At 63.6% G+C, this 21,596-nt stretch carries 23 protein-coding genes; 12 read left to right on the plus strand and 11 right to left on the minus strand.

All coding sequences use genetic code 11. The features are described 5' to 3' along the window. The 4 genes from scpB to J4D52_RS25550 form a co-directional block, all read right to left on the minus strand. Positions 1-1,081 (minus strand): SMC-Scp complex subunit ScpB (gene scpB / locus J4D52_RS25535; protein WP_102676204.1); only part of this gene is annotated, 1,081 nt, incomplete at its 3' end. A 12-nt stretch (positions 1,082-1,093) separates the two neighbouring features. Next, positions 1,094-1,792 (minus strand): ScpA family protein, encoded by a 699-nt coding sequence (locus tag J4D52_RS25540; protein WP_169915220.1) that lies wholly within the window; start codon positions 1,790-1,792, stop codon positions 1,094-1,096. A gap of 120 nt (positions 1,793-1,912) precedes the next feature. Beyond that, positions 1,913-2,542 carry an L-threonylcarbamoyladenylate synthase gene (locus J4D52_RS25545; RefSeq protein ID WP_009042694.1) on the minus strand — a complete coding sequence of 210 codons (630 nt, stop codon included), beginning with the start codon at positions 2,540-2,542 and terminating at the stop codon, positions 1,913-1,915. Positions 2,543-2,555: 13 nt separating this feature from the next. After that, positions 2,556-3,419: a PHP domain-containing protein gene (locus J4D52_RS25550; protein ID WP_025805156.1), complete on the minus strand. Its 864-nt coding sequence runs from the start codon at positions 3,417-3,419 to the stop codon at positions 2,556-2,558. Positions 3,420-3,506: 87 nt separating this feature from the next. Between J4D52_RS25550 and J4D52_RS25555 the strand changes: the two genes are divergently transcribed. The 6 genes from J4D52_RS25555 (at position 3,507) to J4D52_RS25580 (ending at position 7,744) form a co-directional block, all read left to right on the plus strand. Next, positions 3,507-4,103 carry a septation protein A gene (locus J4D52_RS25555; protein WP_025805155.1) on the plus strand — a complete coding sequence of 199 codons (597 nt, stop codon included), beginning with the start codon at positions 3,507-3,509 and terminating at the stop codon, positions 4,101-4,103. 1 nt (position 4,104) lies between these two features. Then, positions 4,105-4,404 (plus strand): YciI family protein, encoded by a 300-nt coding sequence (locus J4D52_RS25560; protein ID WP_063428962.1) that lies wholly within the window; start codon positions 4,105-4,107, stop codon positions 4,402-4,404. A 110-nt stretch (positions 4,405-4,514) separates the two neighbouring features. Next, positions 4,515-4,925, plus strand: coding sequence for a translation initiation factor 2 (locus J4D52_RS25565; RefSeq protein ID WP_025805153.1), 411 nt, complete (start codon positions 4,515-4,517; stop codon positions 4,923-4,925). Positions 4,926-4,932: 7 nt separating this feature from the next. Beyond that, positions 4,933-5,610, plus strand: coding sequence for a response regulator transcription factor (locus J4D52_RS25570; RefSeq protein WP_025805152.1), 678 nt, complete (start codon positions 4,933-4,935; stop codon positions 5,608-5,610). A 289-nt stretch (positions 5,611-5,899) separates the two neighbouring features. Continuing rightward, a complete protein-coding gene (locus J4D52_RS25575; RefSeq protein WP_009047655.1) occupies positions 5,900-6,337 on the plus strand; it encodes a Spy/CpxP family protein refolding chaperone in 438 nt (145 codons plus the stop codon). A gap of 66 nt (positions 6,338-6,403) precedes the next feature. After that, positions 6,404-7,744: a HAMP domain-containing sensor histidine kinase gene (locus J4D52_RS25580; protein WP_025805151.1), complete on the plus strand. Its 1,341-nt coding sequence runs from the start codon at positions 6,404-6,406 to the stop codon at positions 7,742-7,744. Between the two features lie 136 nt (positions 7,745-7,880). Here the strand turns inward: J4D52_RS25580 and J4D52_RS25585 are convergent, their stop codons facing one another. Further along, positions 7,881-8,447: a nitroreductase family protein gene (locus J4D52_RS25585; RefSeq protein WP_063428960.1), complete on the minus strand. Its 567-nt coding sequence runs from the start codon at positions 8,445-8,447 to the stop codon at positions 7,881-7,883. A gap of 120 nt (positions 8,448-8,567) precedes the next feature. On the opposite strand from J4D52_RS25585, the gene J4D52_RS25590 reads away from it, so the two are divergent. After that, positions 8,568-10,022 carry a TrkH family potassium uptake protein gene (locus J4D52_RS25590; protein ID WP_025805149.1) on the plus strand — a complete coding sequence of 485 codons (1,455 nt, stop codon included), beginning with the start codon at positions 8,568-8,570 and terminating at the stop codon, positions 10,020-10,022. Here J4D52_RS25590 and J4D52_RS25595 read toward each other — a convergent pair. After that, a complete protein-coding gene (locus J4D52_RS25595; RefSeq protein WP_025805148.1) occupies positions 9,979-11,040 on the minus strand; it encodes an AraC family transcriptional regulator in 1,062 nt (353 codons plus the stop codon). The genes J4D52_RS25590 and J4D52_RS25595 overlap by 44 nt on opposite strands. Positions 11,041-11,202: 162 nt before the next feature. Here J4D52_RS25595 and J4D52_RS25600 point away from each other — a divergent pair, with 162 nt between their 5' ends. After that, on the plus strand, positions 11,203-11,514 hold the full coding sequence (locus J4D52_RS25600) for a DUF962 domain-containing protein (RefSeq protein ID WP_063428958.1): 312 nt from the start codon (positions 11,203-11,205) through the stop codon (positions 11,512-11,514). Positions 11,515-11,612: 98 nt separating this feature from the next. Further along, positions 11,613-12,203: an HD domain-containing protein gene (locus J4D52_RS25605; protein WP_025805146.1), complete on the plus strand. Its 591-nt coding sequence runs from the start codon at positions 11,613-11,615 to the stop codon at positions 12,201-12,203. A gap of 91 nt (positions 12,204-12,294) precedes the next feature. Here the strand turns inward: J4D52_RS25605 and J4D52_RS25610 are convergent, their stop codons facing one another. Then, on the minus strand, positions 12,295-13,116 hold the full coding sequence (locus tag J4D52_RS25610) for a UDP-2,3-diacylglucosamine diphosphatase (protein ID WP_063428956.1): 822 nt from the start codon (positions 13,114-13,116) through the stop codon (positions 12,295-12,297). Between the two features lie 132 nt (positions 13,117-13,248). Between J4D52_RS25610 and J4D52_RS25615 the strand changes: the two genes are divergently transcribed. Together J4D52_RS25615 and J4D52_RS25620 are read left to right on the plus strand one after the other, a co-directional pair. Beyond that, positions 13,249-14,007, plus strand: a complete 759-nt coding sequence (locus tag J4D52_RS25615) for an AraC family transcriptional regulator (protein WP_063428954.1) — start codon at positions 13,249-13,251, stop codon at positions 14,005-14,007. Positions 14,008-14,101: 94 nt separating this feature from the next. Further along, entirely contained in the window at positions 14,102-14,992 is an 891-nt protein-coding gene (locus J4D52_RS25620; protein WP_025805143.1) for a DMT family transporter, read from the plus strand. Here the strand turns inward: J4D52_RS25620 and J4D52_RS25625 are convergent. Further along, a complete protein-coding gene (locus J4D52_RS25625; protein ID WP_007929749.1) occupies positions 14,986-15,273 on the minus strand; it encodes a SelT/SelW/SelH family protein in 288 nt (95 codons plus the stop codon). The genes J4D52_RS25620 and J4D52_RS25625 overlap by 7 nt on opposite strands. 71 nt (positions 15,274-15,344) lie before the next feature. Here J4D52_RS25625 and J4D52_RS25630 point away from each other — a divergent pair, with 71 nt between their 5' ends. Then, positions 15,345-17,534, plus strand: coding sequence for a patatin-like phospholipase family protein (locus tag J4D52_RS25630; RefSeq protein WP_063428952.1), 2,190 nt, complete (start codon positions 15,345-15,347; stop codon positions 17,532-17,534). Here J4D52_RS25630 and J4D52_RS25635 read toward each other — a convergent pair. From J4D52_RS25635 to recQ, 3 genes are all read right to left on the minus strand, one after another. Then, complete coding sequence (locus tag J4D52_RS25635; protein ID WP_063428950.1) at positions 17,507-18,733, minus strand: FimV family protein; 1,227 nt, start codon at positions 18,731-18,733, stop codon at positions 17,507-17,509. The two genes, J4D52_RS25630 and J4D52_RS25635, sit on opposite strands and share 28 nt — an antisense overlap. A 129-nt stretch (positions 18,734-18,862) precedes the next feature. Next, positions 18,863-19,297 (minus strand): MarR family transcriptional regulator, encoded by a 435-nt coding sequence (locus tag J4D52_RS25640; protein ID WP_007929752.1) that lies wholly within the window; start codon positions 19,295-19,297, stop codon positions 18,863-18,865. Positions 19,298-19,421: 124 nt separating this feature from the next. After that, entirely contained in the window at positions 19,422-21,548 is a 2,127-nt protein-coding gene (recQ, locus tag J4D52_RS25645; RefSeq protein ID WP_063428948.1) for a DNA helicase RecQ, read from the minus strand. Positions 21,549-21,596 lie beyond the last annotated feature (48 nt).

Here is a 21,596-nt window from a genome sequence, read left to right on the forward strand (position 1 = left end):
AGTCGTCTTCCAGCAGGCGTCTTTCGTTCTCGATGGCCTCGGCCAGCGCCAGGGCTTCGGCCTCTTCGTCGCTCAGCTCCGGAGCCGGCGGTTCCAGTGCTGCCACGGCGGCCAGCAGCTTGGCGCGGGCTTCGGCGACGCCGAGCACATCGTCATCGGCTTCTTGTTCCTGCTCGTCGCCTGCGTCCGCTTCGAGTTCGGCCTCGTGCTCGGCTTCCAGCTCCGCGTCGTGCTCGATTGGCACCGCGGCTTCGGCTTCGGCTTCGGCTTCGGCTTCGGCTTCGGTACGAGTTTGCGCTTCGGGGTCGATCCCGGCGTCCACCTCGGCGTCGGCAACAAAATCGTCCCCGGACGAATCCACCGCGCCATCGCGATGCAGATCGTCGAAGTCGGTCTTGATCCCCTCCTCCATCGAGTCCAGCTCCAGCAGCAAGGTGTGGAAACTGGTCTCTTCCTTCGGTTCTTCCGGCTCGGCGCTGGCGTCGGCCAGGGCTTGCAGGCTGGCGGGCACCGGCGCGTCGTCGAAGTCGAGGACCGGCTCGGTTTCGATCTCGCGCAGCTCGGCCAGCGGCGGCAGGTCGTCGAGGTTCTTCAGGTTGAAGTGATCGAGAAACGCCTTGGTGGTGGCGAACATCGCCGGCTTGCCCGGCACGTCACGGTAGCCGACCACCCGAATCCACTCGCGCTCCAGCAGGGTCTTGACGATCTGGCTGTTGACCGCCACGCCCCGCACATCCTCGATCTCGCCACGGGTGATCGGCTGGCGGTAGGCAATCAGCGCCAGGGTTTCCAGCATCGCCCGGGAGTAACGCTGGGGCCGCTCTTCCCATAGCCGGCCGACCCAGGGCGCGAATTTTTCCCGCACCTGCAGGCGATAACCGGAGGCCACTTCCTTGAGTTCGAAGGCCCGCCCTTCGCAGGACTTGCCCAGAATGGTCAGTGCTTTCTTGAAGACCGCGGGGTCTGGCCGCTCGCCTTCCTCGAAGAGCTCGAACAGGCGCTCCATGGATTGCGGTTTTCCCGAGGCCAACAGAAAGGCTTCAAGCAGCGGCGCCAGCTCGCGGGGTTCATTCAGATTCATTGTTTCAGCTCGTTATTCGGCTCGCGCCCGCACATGGATAGCCGTGAAAGGCTCATTCTGTACCAGCTCGACCAGGGATTCCTTGACCAGCTCGAGGACCGCCATGAAGGTCACAACCACCCCCAGGCGTCCTTCTTCCGCGGTGAACAGCTCGACAAAAGGCACAAAACCACCGCCCTTGAGCCGCTCCAGCACCTCGCTCATGCGCTCGCGGGTGGACAGCGCCTCGCGGCTGACCTGATGGCTTTCGAACATGTCGCCACGGCGCAACACCTCGGCCATGGACATCAGCACCTCTTCCAGGGCGACATCCGGCAGCAGCTTGCGCGCCCGGGCTTCCGGGGCGTCGAGCTTGGGCACTATGACGTCGCGGCCGACCCGGCTCAGGCCGTCGATGCCTTCGGCGGCGGCCTTGAAGCGCTCGTATTCCTGCAGGCGGCGGATCAGTTCGGCGCGCGGGTCTTCCTCTTCCTCTTCCACCTCGGCCGAGCGCGGCAACAGCATGCGCGACTTGATCTCGGCCAGCATGGCCGCCATCACCAGGTACTCGGCGGCCAGCTCCAGGCGCACCGACTGCATCAACTCGACATAGCCCATGTACTGGCGGGTGATTTCCGCCACCGGGATGTCGAGGATGTCGATGTTCTGTTTGCGGATCAGGTACAGCAGCAGGTCAAGCGGGCCTTCGAAGGCTTCGAGAAAGACTTCCAGGGCGTCCGGCGGGATGTACAGGTCCAGCGGCATTTCCATGACCGCCTGGCCGTAGACCATCGCAAAGGGCAGCTCCTGCTGCGCTCCGGCCTGGTCGTCAACGTGTTCCACTGCGGACATTCAGGCCTCGACCATGAAGGGAGCCGGGTCGCCGCAGCCGATACGGATCACTTCCGGCTCGCCATCGGCCAGGTTGATCACGGTGGAGGCCATGATGCCGCCAAAACCGCCATCGATGATCAGGTCGACCTGATGCTCGAGCAGTTGGCGCATTTCATAAGGGTCGTTCATCGGCTCGGTTTCGCCGGGCATGATCAGGCTGACGCTCATCAGCGGCTCGCCCAGTTCGGCCAGCAGCGCCAGGGCGATCGGATGGCTCGGCACCCGCAGGCCGATGGTGCGTTTCTTCGGGTGCAGCAACAGCCGCGGCACTTCGCGGGTGGCGTTGAGGATGAAGGTGTAAGGCCCCGGCAGATGAGCCTTGAGCAGGCGAAAGGTACCGGTATCGATCTTGGCGAACAGGCCCAGCTGCGACAGGTCGCTGCAGATCAGCGCGAAGTTGTGTTTGTCATCCAGTTGCCGCAGGCGCCGCACGCGCTCGACCGCGCTCTTGTCGCCGATCTGGCAGCCAATGGCGTAGGACGAGTCGGTCGGGTAGATCACCACGCCACCTGAGCGGATGATTTCGACAGCCTGTTTGATCAGGCGCGGTTGCGGGTTTTCCGGATGAATCTGGAAAAATTGACTCACATTCTCTACCTGTTCAGACGGCGGCAATAATTGGGTCATGTTTGAACCGACACCAGAGCGGCGGCAGATCCTCCGGAACAGGGCGATACTCGCCTATCTCGGACCAGCCTCCAGGGCCATGAAAATCACTGCCGGCGCTCACCAGCAGACCGAACTCCCGAGCAAGGATGGCCAGGCTGCCCACCTGCTCGGCGGGTTGGTGGCCGTTGACCACCTCGATCGCGTGGCCACCTGCTTGAATATAGTCGGCAATCAGGCGGCGACGTTTGCTGCGGGTGAAATCGTAATGCCAGGGATGGGCCAGGCTGACCCAGGCCCCCGCTGCGCGTAACGTCTCGACGGTTTCCTCGAGGGTCGGCCAGTGCTGCTTGACGTCGCCCAGCTTGCCGGCCCCCAGCCACTTGCGAAAGGCTTCGGCGCGGTCCTTCACGAAACCGGCGCGCACCAGGTAATCGGCGAAGTGCGGCCGGGCCGGCGCATTGCCGCTGTCGCCCAGTTCCTGCTGGATCGCCCGGGCCCCTTCGAGGGCACCCGGCATGCCTTTGAGCGCGAGCTTGCGACTTATTTCTTCGGAACGCAGCCAGCGACCGTCGTGCAATTTGCCGATGGCCTCGACCAACGACGGCGCATTGACGTCGAAACCGTAACCCAGCACATGAATGGTCGCCCCACCCCAGGTGCAGGACAATTCAACGCCATTGACCAGCTGCATCCCCAGTTCCTGCGCCGCGAAGCGAGCCTCGTCGAGGCCTTCCAGGGTGTCATGATCGGTCAGGGCCAGGACTCGCACGCCTTTCTCGAACGCACGCGCAACCAGAGCCGCGGGCGCCAGGGCGCCATCGGAGGCCGTGCTGTGGCAGTGCAAATCAACATTCACGGGACTGTTCAACCTCAAGTCAGCTGGCGCTTTCGCTGCCATGGATGTTTGTTATTATGCCGCCACATCCTGCTTCTGGCTGCCACTGTGAAACAATTCATCGACTTCATCCCGCTGTTCCTGTTTTTCATCGTCTACAAAATCGATCCCCGAGTCGTCGACATTGCCGGTCAACAAGTGACCCTAGGCGGTATCTACAGCGCCACGGCGGTGTTGATCATCAGTTCCCTGGTGGTATACGGCGCGCTGTTCATCTCCCAGCGCAAGCTGGAGAAAAGCCAGTGGCTGACCCTGGTCGCCTGCCTGGTGTTCGGCAGCCTGACCCTGGCCTTCCACAGCGAAACCTTCCTTAAATGGAAGGCGCCGGTGGTCAACTGGCTGTTCGCCCTGGCCTTTATCGGTAGCCATTTCATCGGTGACCGCCTGCTGATCAAGCGCATCATGGGCCACGCGCTGACCCTGCCGGACCCGGTCTGGACCCGCCTGAACATCGCCTGGATCGCCTTCTTCCTGTTCTGCGGCGCCGCCAACCTGTTCGTTGCCTTCACCTTCCAGAGCATCTGGGTCGACTTCAAGGTCTTCGGCAGCCTGGGCATGACCGTGCTGTTCCTGGTCGGCCAGGGCATCTACCTGTCGCGCCATCTTCACGACACCGAACCCACCACTTCGAAAACCGAGGACTGACATGCTTTACGCAATCATTGCTATAGACGTCGCCAACTCCCTGGAAAACCGCCTGGCCGCGCGCCCGGCGCATCTGGAGCGGTTGCAGCAGCTCAAGGCCGAAGGTCGCGTGGTACTGGCCGGGCCACACCCTGCCGTCGACAGCAATGATCCCGGTGCCGCGGGTTTCACCGGCAGCCTGATCGTCGCCGAATTCGACTCGCTGAGCGCCGCCCAGGCCTGGGCCGATGCCGATCCTTACGTCGCCGCCGGTGTCTATGCCAGCGTCCTGGTCAAGCCGTTCAAGCAAGTCCTGCCGTAAATCCTCTCCTCCGCGGTGAACCTTATCGGTTCATCGCGCTCTCAATCGCTCATTATTCCCGTTTGACTGCCGACAACTTGCCCAACACTCGATTGGAATCAGGAGTTCCGATGCGCCAAGGTCTGTTGTGCCTGTTGTTGGTCATGTTAACGATCGGGGCGAGCGCCTCCGCCGAAGAAACCGCGGACCCGGGGCATTCCACGCCTTTGTCCCTGAGTGCCGGCAGCCAGATCAACGAATTGCAGCTGCGCCTGAAAGACAGCGAGCGCCAGCGCGAAGAGTTGACCCGGCAATTGCAGGGCGCCGACAGCGAGCGTGAAAACGCCCAGCTGAGCCGCCTGCGCCAAGAGAACCAGCGCCTCAAGCTGCAACTGCGCGAAGTCCAGGCCAGTTCCGTGCCGCGCCTGCTGACCGATCAGCAGCAATGGTTCGTCACCGGCGCCGGGGTAGCGCTATTGGCCCTGCTCTGCGGTATCTTCGCCAGTGGTGGACATAGAAAGCGTCGACAATGGCTAAATTGAGTGATTCATGAGCGACCTGTTACTGATTGACGATGACCAGGAACTCTGCGAACTCCTGACCAGCTGGCTGGGCCAGGAAGGTTTTCAGGTACGGGCCTGCCACGATGGCCACAGTGCCCGTCGCGCCCTGGCCGATCACGCTCCGGCGGCGGTGGTGCTGGACGTGATGCTGCCCGACGGCAGCGGCCTGGAACTGCTCAAGCAGTTGCGCAACGACCACCCCGACTTGCCGGTGCTGATGCTTTCGGCCCGCGGCGAGCCCCTGGACCGCATCCTCGGCCTGGAGCTGGGCGCCGACGACTACCTGGCCAAGCCCTGCGACCCGCGTGAACTGACGGCCCGCTTGCGCGCCGTGCTGCGCCGCAGTCACCCGACCGCGGTGTCCAGCCAGATGGAGCTGGGCGACCTGTGCTTCAGCCCGGTACGCGGCGTGGTCAGCATCGACGAACAGGACATCACCCTCACCGTTTCCGAAAGCCGCCTGCTGGAAGCCTTGCTCAAGCAACCGGGCGAACCGCTGGACAAGCAGGAGCTGGCGCAAATTGCCCTGGGCCGCAAGCTGACCCTGTACGACCGTAGCCTGGACATGCACGTCAGCAACCTGCGCAAGAAGATCGGCCCGCACCCCGACGGCCGCCCGCGCATCGTCGCCCTGCGCAGCCGTGGCTACTACTACAGCCTCTGAACCGTTCAGTTGCTCCCTGTAGCCGCTGCCGCAGGCTGCGAACGACCGGAACGGGCGCGAAGACGAACACTTCGTTCCATCTGAAAGAAACCGCCGCCCTTCTTTGCGAGTGCTACGCACTCGATCGCAGCCTGCGGCAGCGGCTACAGAATGCGCAGCGCTCAGTTATGTCAGTTTCGCCAAAAAACGTCTTTACCCAAGCTTTACCCTTCGCTGACCGCCGCTGACCTTGATCTCCGTAATCTGCACACATCCGGAACTGACCGGGAATGAGACAAGGAGATACACCATGCGCAAGACCCTGATCGCTCTGATGTTCGCCGCCGCCCTGCCGACCGTGGCCATGGCCATGCCGGAAGGCGCAGGCCCCATGGGTCCGATGGATGGCCCGCGCCACAGCGAACACATGCGGGGCAAAGGCCCTTACAGCCAGCTGGACCTGAGCCACGAACAGCGTCAGCAGATCCGCAAGCTGATGGGTGAGCAGATGCACGAACGCAAAGAGCTGGTGCAGAAGTACCTGGAAAAACTGTCGCCGGCCGACCAGAAGGCGATGAAGGACGAGATCGCCGCCAAGCGCCAGAAAACCGAGGCGGATATCCGCGCCCTGCTCAAGCCGGAACAGCAGAAAGAGTTTGACGCCATCCAGAAGAAACACGCCGAGCGCCGCGCCGAATGGGCCGAATTCAAGGCCTGGAAAGCGCAACAACCGCAAAAAGCGCAATAATGCACTAGCGCTTATCCCACAGCCCAGTGGCGCTCCCACTGGGCTTTCCTTGTTTGAGGACTTCCCGTGCGTTCATTGTTCTGGCGCATCCTCGCCAGCTTCTGGCTGGCCATCACCCTGGTTGCAGGGCTGTCGATTCTGCTTGGGCACATGCTGAACCAGGATGCCTGGATCCTCAGTCGCCATCCGGGCCTCAATACCCTGGCCGAGGAGTGGACGCGCACCTACGAAGAACAGGGCGAAGACGCCGCCCAGGAGATCCTGGAGCAGCGCAAGCACCAGTACCACGTCAACGTACAGGTACTGAACGAAGCCGGCGACCCGGTGGTCCGCGGCACCTTCCCGCGCCGTGCGGCAGCCTTCGAAGCCCGGCAGAACAACGATGACCGGCGCCTGCCCTGGCGGCGCCTGACCGCCGAGTACACCAGCCCGAAAACCGGCGACACCTACCTGCTGATCTACCGCATTCCCCACCCGGAACTGGACGCCTGGCACCGCGACAGCCTGCTGTGGCCGCTGAGCGCCCTGACCATCGCGCTGGTGGTGCTGACCCTGTTCAGCCTGCTGGTGACCCTGTCCATCACCCGCCCCCTCAGCCGTTTGCGCGGTGCGGTGCATGACCTGGGGCAAACCACCTACCAGCAGAACAGCCTGGCCCGCCTGGCCGCTCGCCGCGACGAGTTCGGTGTGCTGGCCAAGGACTTCAACCGCATGGGTTCGCGCCTGCAAAGCCTGATCGGCAGCCAGCGCCAGCTGCTGCGCGATGTCTCCCACGAGCTGCGTTCGCCGCTGGCGCGCTTGCGCATCGCCCTGGCGCTGGCCGAACGCGCCACGGCCGAGGAACGCGAACGCCTGTGGCCGCGCCTGACCCGCGAGTGCGATCGCCTGGAAGCGCTGATCAGCGAAATCCTGGTTCTGGCCCGGGTCGATGCCGACAACGCCAGCGCCGAAGAGGTGGACCTCAACGCGCTGCTCGGCAACCTGCAGAAGGATGCCCAACTGGCGTGCCCGGAACAGCCGGTGAAAATCCAGGCCGAATCGCAGCTCAGCCTCAAGGGTTGGCCGACCATGATCGAACGGGCGGTGGACAATCTGCTGCGCAATGCCCAGCGCTTCAACCCGGCCGGACAGCCGATCGAAGTGCAGGCATTGCGTCAGGGAGACCGGATCCTGCTCAGCGTGAGGGATCACGGTCCCGGGGTGGAGGCCGAACATTTGCGCCTGTTGGGCGAACCCTTCTACCGCGCCCCCGGGCAGACCGCGCCGGGTCACGGGCTGGGCCTGGCCATCGCCCGGCGCGCCGCGGAACGCCATGGCGGCAGCCTGACGCTGGACAATCATCCCCAGGGCGGTTTTATCGCCAGCCTGGAGTTGCCGTTGGTGCCTGGGGCCGTGGTTCAGCCTTGAGCCCCATCGCGAGCAAGCTCGCTCCTACAGACTCGCGTCGTTCACCCATTTAGCGAACGGCACCAACCTGTAGGAGCGAGCGGGCGGCGATCCGACTTGCCCGCGATTGGCTATCAACTACTGCCCAATTTTAGGATCAGGCCTTGCCCGACCAGGCACTGACGAACTCCGCCGTATCCACCTTGGGCGCGACCCGTGGCTCGTTCAGCGGCGTGCCCAGGTACAGGAAGGCGATGATTTCTTCGCCTTCGCCCAGGCCAAGGCCCTTGGCCACATGGGGCGAATAGGACAGCTCGCCGGTACGCCACACCGCACCGACACCCTGGGCGTAGGCCGCCAGCAGAATACCGTGGGCGGCACAGCCGGCCGCCAGCCGTTGCTCCGACTTCGGCACCTTGACGTGCTCCTGCAAGCGGGCCACCACAACCACCACCAACGGCGCGCGCAGCGGCATGGCGCGGGCCTTGTCCAGGGCGGCCTGGGTCACTTCGCCACCCTGCAACTGCACCGCCTCCACCAGCAGCTCGCCCAGTTGCTCACGGGCCGCGCCTTCCACCGTCAGAAAGCGCCAAGGCCGCAACTGGCCATGATCCGGGGCGCGCAATGCCGCTGCGAACAGCGCTTCGCGTTGCGCCGCTGTCGGCGCCGGGTCCACCAGGCGCGGTACGGAAACACGGTTGAGCAATGCGTCGAGAGCCTCCATCGGCCACCTCCTGAAAAAAATGTCCGGCCATTCTACCGATAAGTGCCTTCCGGGTGCCGGTTTACATGCTCTGCGCCGCAGGTAGAATGGCGCCCTCCTTATCAGCCCCGAGCGGACCTCATGGCGTTGCCGACCCTACGGATCATTGGTTTCATCATCGGCATTTTCCTGATCACCCTGGCCATCGCCATGGTCATTCCGATGGCGACGCTGGTGCTGTTCGAGCGCACCGGCGACCTGCCGTCGTTCCTCTGGGCCAGCATGATCACTTTCGTCGCCGGCCTGGCCCTGGTGATCCCGGGGCGCCCGGAACACGTGCACCTGCGTCCGCGGGACATGTACCTGCTGACGGTGTCCAGCTGGCTGGTGGTGTGTATCTTCGCCGCCCTGCCGTTTTTGCTGACCCAGCACATCAGCTACACCGACTCCTTCTTTGAAAGCATGTCCGGCATCACCGCCACCGGCGCCACCGTACTCAGCGGCCTGGACAACATGTCGCCGGGCATCCTGATGTGGCGCTCCCTGCTGCACTGGCTCGGCGGCATCGGCTTCATCGGCATGGCGGTGGCGATCCTGCCGCTGCTGCGCATCGGTGGCATGCGCCTGTTCCAGACCGAATCCTCGGACCGCTCGGAAAAGGTCATGCCGCGCTCGCACATGGTGGCGCGGCTGATCGTGGCAGCCTATGTCGGCATCACCATTCTCGGTAGCCTGGCCTTCTGGTGGGCCGGGATGAGCCTGTTCGACGCAATCAACCATGCGATGTCGGCGATTTCCACCGGCGGTTTCTCCACCTCCGACGCCTCGCTGGCGCACTGGCCGCAACCGGCGGTGCACTGGGTAGCGGTGGTGGTCATGATCCTCGGCAGCCTGCCGTTCACCCTGTACGTCGCCACCCTGCGCGGCAACCGCCGGGCGCTGATCAGGGACCAGCAGGTCCAGGGCCTGCTCGGCATGCTGCTGGTGACCTGGCTGGTGCTCGGCACCTGGTACTGGTGGACCACCCAGCTGCATTGGCTGGAAGCCCTGCGTCACGTCGCGCTGAACGTCACCTCGGTGGTCACCACCACCGGTTTCGCCCTGGGCGACTACAGCCTGTGGGGCAACTTCTCGCTGATGCTGTTCTTTTACCTGGGCTTCGTCGGCGGCTGTTCCGGCTCGACCGCCGGCGGGATCAAGATTTTCCGCTTCCAGGTCGCCTATATCCTGCTCAAGGCCAACTTGAACCAGCTGATCCACCCGCGCGCGGTAATCAAGCAGAAGTACAACGGACACCGCCTCGACGAGGAAATCGTCCGTTCGATCCTGACCTTCTCGTTCTTCTTCGCCATCACCATCTGCGTGATTGCCCTGGCACTGTCGCTACTGGGGGTGGACTGGATGACCGCCCTGACCGGCGCGGCCAGTACGGTGTCGGGGGTCGGTCCGGGCCTGGGCGAAACCATCGGCCCGGCCGGCAACTTCGCCACCCTGCCGGACGCCGCCAAGTGGATTCTGTCCCTGGGCATGCTGCTCGGCCGGCTGGAGATCATCACCGTATTCGTGTTGTGTATTCCGGCATTCTGGCGTCACTGATCGCGACCCCGGACTCCTGCAACCGCGCCCGGTATTCGCCGGGCGTGGCATCGAACCAGCGACGGAAAGCGCGGAAAAAGTTGCTCGGGTCGGCAAACCCCAACAGATAGGCAATCTCCAGCAGGGTCATGCTCGGCTGTGCCAGGTACTGCTCGGCCAGCTCACGACGGGTGTCGTCGAGCAGGGTCTGGAAACTGGTGCCCTCCTCCTGCAACCGCCGTTGCAAGGTGCGCTGGGACAGGTGCAGGGTCTGGGCCACGGCTTCGCGCTTCGGCTCGCCCTGGGGCAACAACCGGCACAGCGCCTGACGCGCCTTGTGCGTCACCCGGCTTTCGGAGAACCGCGCCAGGTACTCACCGGCGAAGCGGTCATGCAGCAACGCCATGGCCTCATTGGCGGTCGGCAATGGCGCTTCCATATCGGCACGCTCGAAAATCAATGCATCGTAAGGCGCGTTGAACACCAGCGGCGCATGAAACGCCTGCTTGTAGGGCTCCAGATCGACCGGCACAGCCCCCTGCATCAATACCTGGCGCGGCTGCAGCGTACGCCCGGTCAACCAGCCACACAGCGCCAGCGCACAGGCCAGCGAGGCTTCGGTACTTTGCCGGGTCGGCGGCAGATGATCGCCGTGCACCGTCAGAATCAGCGCATAACCTTCAGGTAAAAGTCGGAAACTCAGATCGGCGCTTTCCGCGATGATCCGCTGGTAGCGCACCAGACGCTGGAACCCCTCGGACAGGGTACGACTGGACATCAGGGCATACCCGGCCACGTTGAAGGAGGCCGGTCGCACCACCTTGCCCATGTTCAGGCCGATCGCCGGGTTGCCGGACTGCTCCACCGCACGTTGCCAGAGACGGGTCATCGAGTCCTGGGGGAAGCGTGCGTCCGGGTCGTCCAACGCCGCGTAGTCGAGCCCGATCTGCTTGAACAATGCACGGCAATCCAGGCCGTCCATCTCCAGAGCTTTGACAATTCCCATCGCCCAGCTTGCAGAAGTCGTTCGTTCGCTCATGGTGGGTTCTTTTACATGATGAGCCGCATGCCACGGCCGATTTCCCAAGGATACTAAAGTGGCGCCTATTGTCACTGGCCCCAGCCATTGATGACTCTAGACTCAAATAAGCTCCCCGCAGAGCATCCCGCTGGCAGAACAACAACCACAGAGATCGCAGTCGTGGATAACATCAAGCAATTCAACAGCTTCGCCGAGTTCTATCCCTATTACCTGAGCGAACACAGCAACAGCACCTGCCGCCGCCTGCACTTCGTTGGCACGACCCTGGTGATCTTCATCCTCGCCTTCGCCATCGGCAAAGGCGCCTGGCTGTTGCTGCTGGCCCTGCCGGTGGCCGGCTACAGCTTCGCCTGGGTCGGTCATTTCTTCTTCGAGAAGAACCGCCCGGCCACCTTCCAGCATCCGCTCTACAGCCTTGTGGGCGATTTTGTCATGTACCGCGACATGCTGATCGGCAAGGTGCCGTTCTAGGCCTGGACGGACAGCAAGCCGTCCCGCGCAGTCAGTGCAGGATTGGATCCAAGGCATAGACTCCAGTCGTTGCGCAAAAAACAACAAGAGGATTGCCGATGAACGCTCACGCCCGTTTCACCCACATGAAGGATGGTACCCAGGAAGACTGGGCGATCATCGCCGCGGATTTCAGCGCCTACGCCAAGCAATTGCCGGCGCGCATCGTGGCGCACCTGAAGCTGCTCGAGGGCGATTTTGGCGGCTTCCCGGTGGACCGCCTGACCCACTCGCTGCAAACCGCCAGCCGGGCCTGGCATGACGGCCGCGATGAGGAATACGTGGTCTGCGCCCTGCTCCACGACATCGGCGACACCCTGGGCTCCTACAATCACCCGGACATCGCCGCGGCGATCCTCAAGCCCTTCGTCAGCCCCGAGAACCTGTGGATGGTGGAGAAGCACGGGATCTTCCAGGGCTACTACTTCTTCCATCACCTGGGCATGGACCGGCACCTGCGCGAGCAATTCAAGGACCATCCGCTGTATCTGCAGACCGCCGAATTCTGTGCCAAGTACGACGCCGCGGCGTTCGATCCGAGCTACGACAGCCTGCCCCTGAGCTTTTTCGAACCCATGCTCGAACGCCTGTTCGCCCAGCCGAAAAACTCGATCTACAAGGCAGCCATGAAGGAACACGCGCCGGCCTGAGTGCTTTCGCAGGCCATCGAGGGCAAGCTCCTCCCTGCTTCTGTAGGAGCGAGGCTTGCCCGCGATAACCTCAGATCAGGCAACCAAAGCCTCAAGCCAGCTCCGCCACCTTCGCCGATTCGGCCTTACGCTGCGCCTCCCGCGCCTGGGCATCGGCCAAGCGATACAGCTCGATGCTGCCGTCCCAGTGCTCGATCAGGGCGGTGCACGACTCGACCCAATCCCCGCAGTTGAGGTAGTCCACCTCGCCGACCTTGCGGATCTCGGCATGGTGAATGTGCCCGCACACCACGCCGTGCAGCTCGCGCTTCACGCATTCATGAGCGATGGCTTCCTCGAAGTCGCTGATGAAGCTGACCGCGGTCTTGACCTTGTGCTTTAAGTAGGCCGACAACGACCAGTAACCGTAGCCGTAGCGCGCCCGCCAGTGATTCAGCCAGCGATTGAGGGTCAGGGTGAACTCGTAGGCCGAGTCGCCGAGAAAGGCCAGCCAGCGGTGGTAGCGGGTGATGACATCGAACTGGTCGCCATGGATCACCAGCAGGTGCCGGCCGTCGACGGTGACGTGCACCGCCTCGTCCACCAACTGGATATTGCCCAGGATCAGCTTCGAATAGCGGCGCAGGAATTCGTCGTGGTTGCCGGTGACATAGATCACCTCGGTGCCACGCTTGCTCATGGTCAGCAGGCGGCGGATCACATTGGTGTGTGCCTGGGGCCAGTACATGCCGCCGCGCAGTTTCCAGCCGTCGATGATGTCGCCGACCAGATAGATCCGGTCGGCGTGATAGCCCTTGAGGAACTGCGACAGATGCTCCGCCTGACAGTCCCGGGTGCCCAGATGCACATCGGAAATCCACAAGGTGCGCACGCGTTGTTTACGGCTGGGTCTGGCGAGTTCGGCACTGGTCATGGGCACACTCCTGCATTTTCTGCGAGCTTGCACCCCAGCGATTAATCGCCTGTGACAGAAATACGGCAGTCCGATGACAGCGCTGAACCCCGGGTCGTCGGTGTAGACTGCCGTTCTGCCAAGGAGACTGCGATGAGACCGATCCTCACGCTACGCCAATACAGCCACGACCTGATCGTCCACAGCCATGAACACGCGCAACTGGTGTTCGGACTGTCGGGCCAGCTCGACTTCGAGGTCGACGGCCAGGGTAGCCAGGTGGTCCAGCAGAGCTTCGTGGTGGTGCCTTCCGGCGCCCATCATGCCTGCGGCAGCCCCAACGGCAGTCGCTGCCTGGTGCTCGACGTGCCCGACGAACATTGGCTGGTACAGTCACTGGGCGATCACGCCAATGCCAGTCGCCGCCTGCTCGACAACGCCGGACGCCTGCCCCTTGATACGGCACAGAGCCAACTGGTCAACTGGTTGGCTGGCAGCCCGGTCAACGACCCACTGATTGCCCAGCAAGGCGCCGTGCTGTTGCTGGCCAGCCTCAACCAGGCCAGCCCCGCCAGCGTCGGCGGTCGACGCCTGCCCTACGCCGCCTTGAATGCCCATATCGACCAACACGCCGCCCACCCGCTGCAGGTGGCCGACCTGGCGCGGATCGCCGGGCTGTCCAGCGCTCGCCTGCATGCACGGTTTGTCGCCGAATGCGGGCAGACGCCGATGGACTACATCCGCAGCCGGCGCCTGCACATGGCCGCCGGCCTGTTGCGCGACTCGGCGCTGCCCATCGGCGAAATCGCCAGCCGCGTCGGCTACAGCTCCCAGAGCGCCTTCGCCGCGGCGGTGCTGCGCGAATTCGGTGTCTCCCCCGGCAAACTGCGGCGCACGCCAGGCCAGCGCTAGGCTGTCGACAAAAAACGCGAGGATCGCGACAGACCGGGTCCTGCCGAGGCTTTTAGACTGGCACCGCTCCGTTCAACAGTTTTGAAGGATTGAAATGACTCCGCGTACAGCCCTTGGCGCCCTGCATATCGGCGCATTGATGTTCGGCCTCACCGGTGTATTCGGCAAACTCGCCGCCGCTTCGCCGGCCATCATCGTTTTTGGTCGCGCGGCGTTCGCGGTGCTCGCCCTGGCGTTCTTCGCCCGCTGCGCCAGCAGCATCCGCTGGCAACGGCTGCAGGCCACAGACTGGTGGCGCCTGCTGCTCAGCGGCCTGTTGCTGGCCGGGCATTGGGTGAGTTTTTTCATCGCGGTGAAAGTCGCGGGCGTGGCCATCGCTACCCTGGGTTTCGCCAGCTTCCCGGCCTTCACGGTGATCCTCGAAGGGCTGATTTTCCGTGAGCGCATTCGCCTCAACGAAATCGTCCTGGTGGCCCTGGTCAGCGTCGGCCTGGTGCTGGTCACGCCGGATTTCGACCTCGCCAGCCAAGCCACCAGCGGGCTGCTCTGGGCCGTGGGATCGGGCCTGTTGTTCGCCTTGCTGTCACTGAACAACCGCGCCAGCTCCGCGCGCATTCCGGCGGTGCAGGCGGCGCTGTGCCAGAATCTGGTGGTTGCCTTGTGCCTGCTGCCGGTGGCGGCCCCAGGGCTGAGCGAGGTGCGGGCCCTCGACTGGTTATGGATCAGCCTGCTCGGCATCTTCTGCACCGGCCTGGCCCACAGCCTGTTCGTCGCCAGCCTCGCGGTGATCAAGGCCCGCACCGCGGCGGTGGTGTTCGCCCTGGAGCCAGTCTACGGGATTACCCTGGCCTGGCTGCTGTTCAGCGAAACGCCGACGCTGCGCATGCTGATCGGCGGCGTCTTGATCATCTTCGCCATTGTGGTGTCCAGCAGCCTGTCCGGCTCAAGCAAAAAAACCGTAGCGGCGCAAGCCCCGTCTCACTGAGTGCGGTCGTTGTGACCGAGGTCGCGCTGCGGGTCGATCTGGTCGCGCACCCGCTGTTTGAGCACCTTGGCTTCGGGGAAACCGCCATCGGCCTTGCGTTCCCAGATCTGCACGCCGTCGCAGGTAATGCGAAAGGTGCCGCCGGTGGCCGGTTCCAGGGACACCTTGCCCAGGTCGTCGCTGAAGGTGCTCAGCAGTTCCTGGGCCAGCCAGGCGGCGCGCAGCAGCCACTGACACTGGGTGCAATAGGTGATGACCACTTCGGGTTTACGTTCTGACATGGTGCTGCCGACTCCTGGGCTCAAGGGCGTCGTTATAATAGCCGCCTTTATCGCTCGCCCCGAGATCCATGATGCGTCGTTTGCTGTCTTGCCTGATCCTGTGTTTGCTCCCCGTGTTCCTGCACGCCGCCGAGGCACCACGGCCGAAGATCGGCCTGGTGTTGTCCGGCGGTGCCGCCCGTGGCCTGGCGCATATCGGCGTGCTCAAGGCCCTGGAAGAGCAAGGCGTGAAGATCGATGCGATTGCCGGTACCAGCATGGGCGCGGTGATCGGCGGGCTGTACGCCTCAGGCTACAAGATCGACGAGCTGGAAAAACTGGCCCTGAGCATCGACTGGCAACAGGCGCTGTCCGACGCCCCGCCCCGGGCTGACGTGCCGTTTCGCCGCAAGCAGGATGACCGCGACTTCCTGGTGAAACAGAAACTCAGCTTCCGCGACGACGGCAGCCTCGGCCTGCCACTGGGGGTCATCCAGGGCCAGAACCTGGCGCTGCTGCTGGAAAGCATGCTCGCCCACGCCAGCGATACCCGGGACTTCGACAAGCTGCCGATCCCCTTCCGCGCGGTCGCCACGGACATCGCCAGCGGCGAGAAGGTGGTGTTTCGCAAGGGCCACCTGCCCCGGGTGATTCGCGCCAGCATGTCGATCCCGGCGGTGTTCGCCCCGGTGGAGATGGATGGCCGGCTGCTGGTGGACGGCGGCATGACCGACAACATTCCGCTGGACGTGGCCCGCGACATGGGCGTGGACATCGCCATCGTGGTCGACATCGGCACCCCGCTGCGCTCGCGCCAGCAGTTGGCGACCGTGGTCGATGTGCTGAACCAGTCGATCACCCTGATGACCCGGCGCAACTCCGAGGAGCAACTGGCGACCCTGCACAAGAATGACGTGCTGATCCAGCCGCCACTGGCAAGTTTCGGGGTCACCGACTTCGGCCGCGCCCAGGAAATGATCGACGCCGGCTACCGCGCCACCCGCATCCTCGACGCACGCCTGGCACCGCTGCGCCAGGCCGAGTCCATGGATGCCGGCCTCAGCGCCGCGCGAACGCCCAGCCAGCGCACCCCGATCATCACCGCGATCCGGGTGGAGAACGATTCGAAAGTCAGCGACGACGTGATCCGCTACTACATCCGCCAGCACATCGGCGAGCCTCTGGACCTGGGTCGGCTGCAGACCGACATGGGCACGCTGTATGGCCTGGACTACTTCGAGCAGGTGCAATACCGCGTCGTCCACAAAGGCAATGACCACACCCTGGTGATCAACGCCCGGGGCAAACGCAGTGGCACCGATTACCTGCGCCTGGGGCTGAACCTGTCCGACGACATGCGCGGCGACAGTGCCTTCAACCTGGGCGCCAGCTACCGGGTCAACGGCATCAACAGCCTCGGCGCCGAATGGCTGACCCGGGTGCAGATCGGCGATCAGCAGGAACTCTACAGCGAGTTCTATCAGCCGCTGGATGTCGGCTCGCGCTATTTCATCGCGCCTTATGTCGGCATCGAATCGCAGAACATCGAAGCCGTGCTGGACAACGACCCGATCGCCGAATACCGCCTGGAGCGCTACGGTCTCGGCCTCAATATCGGGCGCCAGATCGGCAACAGCGGCGAGATCCGTTTCGGTGTCGGCGAGGCCTGGGGCAAGGCCGATGTGCGCGTCGGCGACCAGGACCTGCCCAGCGAAAGCTTCAACGAGGGCTACTACGAACTGCGCTACTCGTTCGACTCCCTGGACAATGTCTACTTCCCCCACGCGGGCGAGGACATCGGCCTGTCGCTGCGCCAGTTCGAACCCAGCCTGGGTTCGGACAAGCGCTACCGGCAGTGGGAGTTCAAACTGGACAAGGCCCTGAGCAGCGGACCGAACACCTTTATCCTCGGCGGTCGGTATGGCCGGACCCTGGATGAGGCCGAAGTGGTGACTTCAAGCTTCGTGCTCGGTGGAGCCCGCCAGCTGTCGGGCTTTCGCGAGGACGCCCTCTCGGGCCAGAACATCAGCCTGATGCGGGGCGTCTACTACCGACGGCTGACACCCCGCTCCTACCTGCCCCTGGACTTCCCGCTGTATATCGGCGGCTCCCTGGAGCGTGGGCGAGCCTGGAACAACGACAACGAGTTCGACAGTGGCTATATCAACGCCGCCAGTATCTTCCTCGGTTTCGACACGCCGCTGGGGCCGCTGAACTTCAGTTATGGCATCAACGACGACAACCAGAAAGCGGTCTACCTCAACCTGGGCCAGACGTTCTGAGTCTCGGTGTCCGACTCAGCCTGGGTGCTGGAGCCTGGCTCGCCTGGTTCTTCCAGGCGCCAGACGATCGAATCGGCATTGAAGGATGTCGGCGCGGTAGCCGGAGACGGCGGCGTGCTGGAGGGCTCGGAGGGTGCGATCAGGTCCCAGTCGACATCGATCGATGGCTCGCGATCGGCCAGTCGATCCACGGGCGAGGGCTGTACCGGCGTAACAGAGGGCATTGATCTGAATGGCTCCTGGGCAGCAACCGTCGTCACGGCACTGGCCAGCGTTCGCGTGGGCCGGCTCTCGGAGGGTATCTGTACTTCCGCTACGGCTGCGGACTGACGACGGCGACGCATGACCAACACCACCAGCAAGGCCGTCAGCAGCAAGGCGGCAAGCATCAGCCAGGGATTCGAGCCTTCGGCCTCTGGCGCCTGTTCAGCTGGCGGAGGTGGACTGACGACGGTAAGTGTCGCAGGTGCAGAAGCCGGGGCAGGATTATCAGCAGGCTTGCTCCGGACTTCGGCCAACTGACGTTGCAGCTCCACCAGCTGTTGCTGCTGGCGCGCCAGTTGTTCGTCCCGTTGCTGCAATGTGTTCTGCAACTCTTGAGCCTGGTTCTGCAATTGCTGGTTGGCCTGCAGGGCTTGCGCCAACTGTCCGGCCACCGGATCAACCGCCTTGGCCGCCGCAGGGGGAGTCTGGGTGGCAATCGTCGGTTCAGGTTTCGCCACCTCCCTGGCCGGGGCCGGCACTATCTCGGGGCTTCCCGGGGGATCTATCAGCAGCGTGTATTCGCGCAACTGCCGGCCATTGGCCTGGTTCACCTGCAACAGGAAATCCAGGAACGGCTCGTTCACCGACTTGCTCGACACCACCCGGATCACCCTGCGCTCGCCCTGCAAAACCGGGGTAAAACGCAAGTCTTCGAGAAACGGCAAGCGCTCGACACCGGCCTGTTTGAACTCGCCGGCGGTCGCCAGGCTGACCGCCAACTCGCCCTCCTCCAGACCTTGCGCCTGCACCAGGGCGATCTCCGCCTCCAGCGGCTGGTTCAGCGCCGAATGCACGGTGATTTCACCCAGGCCTACCGCCGAGGCCAGGGACGAATACAAGGTCGCCAGCACCGGCAGCAGGAACAAGGAACGATTCTTCGCCACCCAGGACGACCCGACGAAACCGCGCAGAGCGGCCAGCAGACTCTGGAACATGAGCACCCTTTTTGAGGACCGAAAGCGACCACAGCGGCGATACGCTGGCTGCGCATGCCGCTGTGGACCTGGTATTTCTTATAGTCTGCCGGTGTCGGTAGCTCAAAAATCCGCGGCGCTAGTTATGCCTCAAGACTTTTCCAGATTGGCCAGGATATGCGCGTGAACCCGCATGCATACCCGCATATCCTCTTCATCGACACCGACGAACAACTCACTGCGCAAGGCCGTGGCGATGGTTTCGATCTGCTCGATCAAGGGCAGCGCCGGGGCGCACAGAACGATCTTCTTCGCCCGGCGATCCTCGACCACCGACTGCCGTTGCACCAGCCCCTGGGTTTCCAAGCTGTCGAGCAGCCGCGCCAGGGTCGGTCCTTCGACGCCGACACTCTGGGCAAGTTCACGCTGGGTTGGAGCTTCATCGAAACGGGCGAGGTGCAGCAGCACCAGCCAGCGGGCCTGGGACAGGCCAAGTCCGGCCAGACGGCGATCCAGTTCGGCGCGCCAGCCTCGGGACATCTGCGCCAACTGCATGCCAAAACGGTGTTGATCGGTTAACGGCATAAACAACTCATGAGTTAGTAGACTGAAAATTAAGAAAAACTAATTATTAGTCAGCTAAGCATGACAGTTGCCGAGTGGCAAGGTTTGGTATGAACTGAATCGTTACATCTTGCCGCCGGACAACTCACATCTCGAATTCCGACTCCAGTGCCGCACGCACGCAATACAGCACACCTTCCGGCACGCGGCCGGCGAACAACTCGGCCACTTCGCTCACCGGGGGCAGCTCGCCTTCGCCGTCGAGAAAGGCGTCCTGGATCTCGCCGAGCAGGTCTTCCGGCAGGTCCAGCGCCTGTTCCAGGGACAGCTGCTGCTTGCCCACGGCTTCGGCGAGCATTGTGTAAACATTCTTTTCCGAGCACTGCAATTGCCCGGCGATCTGTAGCGGCGTCATGCCCGCGCGGGCCAGGGTAATCAGCTCGTGGCGGATGTCGGCCACCACTTTCGGCACCTCTGCCTGACCGCCCAACACTTCGAGGAACGCCTCGCCGTAACGCTCCAGCTTGCGTGCGCCGACGCCGCTGACCCGGGCCATTTCCGCCAGGGAGCCGGGCTGGCTGCGGAGCATTTCCAGCAGGGTGGAGTCGGGGAAAATGACATAGGGCGGCACGCCATGTTCTTCCGCCAGTTTGCGCCGCAGGGCGCGCAAGGCTTCCCACTGTTCGCGCTCTTCGCCACGTACCAGTTGGCTGGCCTGGCTGGTGCTGCTCTTGGCGGCAGTCTGCGGCTTTATGTCACGGCGCAGCTCCAGGGTCACCTCGCCCTTGAGCAACGGCCGACAGCTGTCGCTCAGACGCAGGCCGCCATAACCCTCCAGATCGATGTCGGCCAGGCCGCGAGCCACCAGTTGGCGGAACAGCGAGCGCCATTCGCCTTCGCTACGGGCCTTGCCCACGCCGAATACGGAAAGATGCTGATGGCCGAAGCTGCGGACTTTTTCCGTGTCCTTGCCCAGCAGCACATCCACCAGGTGGCCGACGCCATAACGCTGGCCGGTGCGGTAGATCGCTGACAGCGCCTGGCGCGCCGGCTCGGTGGCATCCCAGGTCTGCACGCCATCGACGCAGTTGTCGCAATGACCGCACGGCTGCGGCATGTCTTCGTCGAAATAGGCCAGCAGGGTCTGGCGCCGGCAGCGGGTTTCCTCGCACAACGCCAGCATGGCGTCGAGCTTGTGCTGCTCCAGGCGCTTGTGACGCTCGTCGCCCTCGGAATTCTGCAGCATCTGCTTGAGCATCAGCACGTCCTGCAGGCCGTAGGCCATCCAGGCATCGGCGGGCAGGCCATCACGCCCGGCACGCCCGGTTTCCTGGTAATAGGCCTCGAGGGATTTGGGCAGGTCCAGGTGCGCCACGAAACGCACGTTGGGCTTGTCGATGCCCATGCCGAAGGCGATGGTCGCGACCATGATCAGCCCTTCCTCGTTGAGGAAACGCTTCTGGTGATAGGCGCGCAGCTCGCTGGGCAACCCGGCGTGATAGGGCAGCGCCGGGAAGCCCTGCTCGCAGAGGAATGCGGCAACCTCGTCGACCTTCTTGCGCGACAGGCAATAGACAATACCGGCATCGCTGCGCCGTTCGCTGAGGAACGCCAACAGTTGCTTGCGCGGCTGCTCCTTGGGAACGATGCGATAGAAGATGTTCGGACGGTCGAAACTGGAGAGGAAACGCTCGGCGTTCTGCAGGTGCAGGCGATTGACGATTTCCTCGCGGGTCCGCTTGTCGGCGGTGGCGGTCAGGGCGATGCGCGGCACCTGGGGGAACATTTCCGCCAGTTGGCCCAGCTGCAGGTATTCCGGACGGAAGTCATGCCCCCACTGGGACACGCAATGCGCCTCGTCGATGGCGAACAGGGCGATGTCGAGGTTCTGCAGGAACGCCAGCATCCGCGGCTGCACCAGGCGCTCCGGCGCCAGGTACAGCATCTTCACTTCGCCCCGCCGGATGCGCGCGGCCAGGTCGCGCTGCTGTTCGGCGCTCAGGGTGGAGTTCAGCGCCGCCGCGGCGACCCCGAGTTCCTCCAGGGTCGCGACCTGATCGTCCATCAGCGCGATCAGCGGCGAGACCACCACCGCCAGGCCGTCGCGCAGCAGGGCCGGAACCTGGAAGCACAACGACTTGCCGCCGCCGGTAGGCATCAGCACCAGGGCGTCGCCGCCACTGGCCACGCGCTCAATGATCGCACCTTGGCGGCCACGGAAACTGTCGTAGCCGAAGATGTCCTTGAGGACGCGTTGAGCCTGTTCGAGCATGAAAAACTCCAAAAATCGCTGAAATCCCTGTGCGCAGGCTGGCCGAAA

The sequence above is a fragment of the Pseudomonas sp. GW460-12-10-14-TSB1 genome (assembly GCF_017349775.1).
GTDB classification, from domain to species: Bacteria; Pseudomonadota; Gammaproteobacteria; order Pseudomonadales; family Pseudomonadaceae; genus Aquipseudomonas; species Aquipseudomonas piscium.